The following is a 408-nucleotide window of genomic DNA, read 5'->3' as shown; positions in this document are numbered from 1 at the left end:
ATGCGGATTTAAATGCACATGCTACCGTTTTTCGTGGCCAGATTTTGAAAATTGTTGATGGTGAAGCATCCGTTACAGCAATGAGGGTCGCACGGACGACGGTAGTCACGGCGGCGATGGATCATGTTCAATTTTTGCATCCATTTAAATTACAAGATTCAATGTGTATGGAATCATATGTAACAGGCATTGGTAACCGCTCACTGGAGGTTTTTGTTAAGGTTGTAGGTGAACATTTAATGACAGGGGAACGTTTTTTGGGATTTACCTGCTTTTTAACCTATGTAATTCAAGATCCTAATAAACGTGTAAAATATGATAAAGTCATCGCTGAAAATGATGAACAGGCTTCGCTGATTGCGGGCTATGATTTGCGGCGGCAATATCGACGAGAGAACATTGATCGTC

The 408-nt window shown here is 41.2% G+C and carries 1 protein-coding gene; it reads left to right on the top strand.

The window, feature by feature from the left end; translation table 11 throughout:
- Nucleotides 1-408 (top strand): acyl-CoA thioesterase (locus ACFIK0_RS09425; RefSeq protein WP_375663914.1); only part of this gene is annotated, 408 nt, incomplete at both ends.

The sequence above is a fragment of the Bartonella sp. CL63NXGY genome (assembly GCF_042194905.1).
Taxonomy (GTDB): Bacteria; Pseudomonadota; Alphaproteobacteria; order Rhizobiales; family Rhizobiaceae; genus Bartonella.
The sequence above is the reverse complement of the archived record's forward strand: the minus strand, read 5'-3'. Positions and strand labels throughout refer to the sequence as shown.